General features: G+C 41.4%; 3 protein-coding genes. 1 reads left to right on the top strand and 2 read right to left on the bottom strand.

The window, feature by feature from the left end; translation table 11 throughout:
• Positions 1-226 precede the first annotated feature (226 nt).
• Positions 227-1,426 carry a sugar transporter gene (locus ACMHKH_RS14525; RefSeq protein ID WP_413521332.1) on the top strand — a complete coding sequence of 400 codons (1,200 nt, stop codon included), beginning with the start codon at positions 227-229 and terminating at the stop codon, positions 1,424-1,426.
• A 108-nt stretch (positions 1,427-1,534) separates the two neighbouring features.
• Here the strand turns inward: ACMHKH_RS14525 and arfB are convergent, their stop codons facing one another.
• Together arfB and ACMHKH_RS14515 are read right to left on the bottom strand one after the other, a co-directional pair.
• The gene (gene arfB / locus ACMHKH_RS14520; protein WP_413521331.1) at positions 1,535-1,948 is read right to left on the bottom strand and encodes an alternative ribosome rescue aminoacyl-tRNA hydrolase ArfB; all 414 of its coding nucleotides are present in this window, start codon (positions 1,946-1,948) and stop codon (positions 1,535-1,537) included.
• A gap of 82 nt (positions 1,949-2,030) precedes the next feature.
• Complete coding sequence (locus ACMHKH_RS14515) at positions 2,031-2,864, bottom strand: HpcH/HpaI aldolase/citrate lyase family protein (RefSeq protein ID WP_413521330.1); 834 nt, start codon at positions 2,862-2,864, stop codon at positions 2,031-2,033.
• Positions 2,865-2,917 lie beyond the last annotated feature (53 nt).

The following is a 2,917-nucleotide window of genomic DNA, read 5'->3' as shown; positions in this document are numbered from 1 at the left end:
GTGGATTAATGGTAATAGCTTCATAAGAATATGGGATGAAAGTAGATGTACGAAAACGATGTATGAAGACATGGTTATGCACTATTCATAAACTGTGCTTACGTTAGCAAAAAACCTCTTTAACTAAAGCCATTGACTTGCTATCTTGCTTACCTTTCTAAACATACTCTACTTTCACCTCATTTTTACGCTGATTTTTTAGTACTTTTTCTGACCGTTGGATTTTATGACACACAATTTAGAAGTGAGCTCACATACTCGCCGCACGCAGTATTTTCAAGTATTTTTGATGGGCGTTAGCGCCTTTATTATGAATACTACCGAATTCGTCCCAGTTGCCTTATTGAGTGATATTGCCCAAGACTTTTCTATCACTACAGCAGAAACAGGCTGGATGATCACGCTTTATGCTTGGATTGTCGCAGCTATGTCGTTGCCATTGATGCTACTAACTAGCCGCTTTGAGCGTAAGCGTTTACTATTAGCCTTGTTTGCGGTATTTATCGCAAGCCATGCGTTATCAGTATTTGCCTGGAGTTTTGATGTATTACTCATCAGCCGTGTTGGGATTGCGCTATCGCATGCAATATTTTGGTCAATCACGGCGGCGATTGCGATACGAGTAGCGCCCAAAGGCAAAAAAGCCATGGCGCTCAGTGTACTTGCGACCGGAACCTCATTAGCCATGGTACTCGGCGTACCATTAGGGCGTTTGATTGGTCAATGGTTTGGCTGGCGCGCTACCTTTGGCGGTATCGGCATCGTTGCTTTGGTGGTATTTATCTTGCAGGCAAGGCTATTACCTACACTGCCAAGTATGTTTGAGGGTTCGTTTAGAAAGATTCCAGAATTGCTCAAAAACCCTTTTTTGGTCAGCCTGTATGTGCTGATTTTAATTGTTTTTACCGCACACTATACCGCTTACTCTTATATCGAACCTTTTATGCGCCAAGTTGGCGCCATCAGTGAAAACGCGGCGACTTTTGTACTATTATTATTTGGCGTAGCAGGGATTTTGGGTAGTGTGATATTCAGTCGCTGGGGCGATAATTTTAATACTAGATTGATGCTAATATCGACGATATTGATTTTGGTATCGATGCTTGCACTGTTGCTTGCCGTCACCTCAGTATGGGCGCTTAGCGTGATTGCCTTACTATGGGGCGCGGCACTCATGCTGCTGATTATCTCTATGCAAGCCAAAGTCATCATGGTCGACGTCAACGCGCAAGATATGCTAATGTCGATGTTTTCAGGGATTATTAACTTAGGAATAGGTACAGGGGCTTTGTTTGGCGGTTATGCGGTGACTCATCTTTCGTTATCAAGCGTGGGCTATGTTGGTGCTGCAATCGCCAGTGCAGCATTGCTACTCATGCTATTTATGATAAAACGTTTTCCTGAGCTAAGTAGTAGGCTCGGCTAGCTAAAAAGCTAATAGTAAATAAGCCTATAAAAAATGCCAGCCTCTTAAATGGGCTGGCATTTTGCTTTCTGATTTAATTCAAAACAGTTCATTTATAGAACAGATTATTTAAAAATCCACTTTACCGCGTAATGCCTTTGTCTTGCCGCGCTGGGTTTTTTGATCAACGCGTTTACGCTTTGCATTTCTACTTGGTTTCGTAGGCTTGCGGGTTTTATTGACGTAAGTGGCTTGTATAATAAAGCTTTGCAAGCGCTCAAAAGCATCTATTTTATTACGCTCTTGGGTACGAAATTGCTGTGCTTTAATAATCAGTACACCTTCTTTAGTGATTCGGCTGTCTTTACTCTCAAGCAGGCGCTGCTTGTTGATATCACTTAAACTTGAGGCATGAATATCAAAACGCAAATGAATCGCAGACGATACTTTATTGACGTTTTGACCGCCCGCGCCTTGCGCTCGTATTGCGCTAATCTCGACGTCAATATCGTTCAAGCTAATGCTGTTACTAATAAAAATCATAGAACTCTTTAAACTCTTTTTTAGACGGCTAATAAGTATAGTGAATGATAAACCATTATCTGCTTACCTGCTACTTTGACTATCACTGGCTTAATAACTGCCGACAGCGCTCAATTACGGGCGCATCAACCATATTACCGTCTATTTCAAATACCGCTTGCCCACTTTGCTCGTATTCTTCTACCACGCGTTTTGCAAAGTCAATTTCAGCATCAGTCGGTTGTAGAGATTTCTGGACAACAGCCACTTGCTTTGGGTGAATACAAAGCATACCAGACATACCCATTTGCGACCATAATTGTACTCGCTGCCCAAGCCCTTTATCGTCATGAAAATCAGTATAAATTGTATCAATAAGTGCTAATAAATTGTGCACTTTTGAGGCAAGTAGTAGCTGATAGCGAATCTGATTGGCAATAATATCGGCGGCCGCCGTACCTACTTGCACCTGCAAATCATTGCATAAATCTAAGAAACCATAGCTAAATGCCAGCAGCCCAGTAGCTTTTGCCAATCTATCAATTTGATATATACCAAGCGCCGTCTCTATCAATGCAATAACTGGCAAACCAGTCGCGTGATAAAGCTGTTCAATATCTGCTGCTTGCTCCGCTTTAGGTAATATAAGTCCGGCAAGATTTGGCATTTGCTGACAGAGTTCTAAGTCTTCTACAAAATCATTACTACTTGCTTGATTAATGCGAATCCAAATAGGCTGATAATCCTGACTGTCATAATAGACTTGCAAATCTTTGCGAGCTTGTATTTTGTCCGCTGCAGCAACCGCATCTTCTAAATCAACAATCACTGCATCAGCGCCACTAGCAAACGCCTTTGCCACTCTATCTATACGAGTGGCTGGAACAAATAACCATGTTTTAATATTGGAAAATCTTTTAACAATAGATGCTTGCATGCTTAGCTCCACTCTTAAATACTATTAATTAAAATATGAGCACTTACTATAAC

This window comes from Psychrobacter glacincola (genome assembly GCF_965118485.1).
Classification (GTDB): domain Bacteria; phylum Pseudomonadota; class Gammaproteobacteria; order Pseudomonadales; family Moraxellaceae; genus Psychrobacter; species Psychrobacter glacincola_D.
This window is presented reverse-complemented; position numbering and strand designations above follow the sequence as displayed.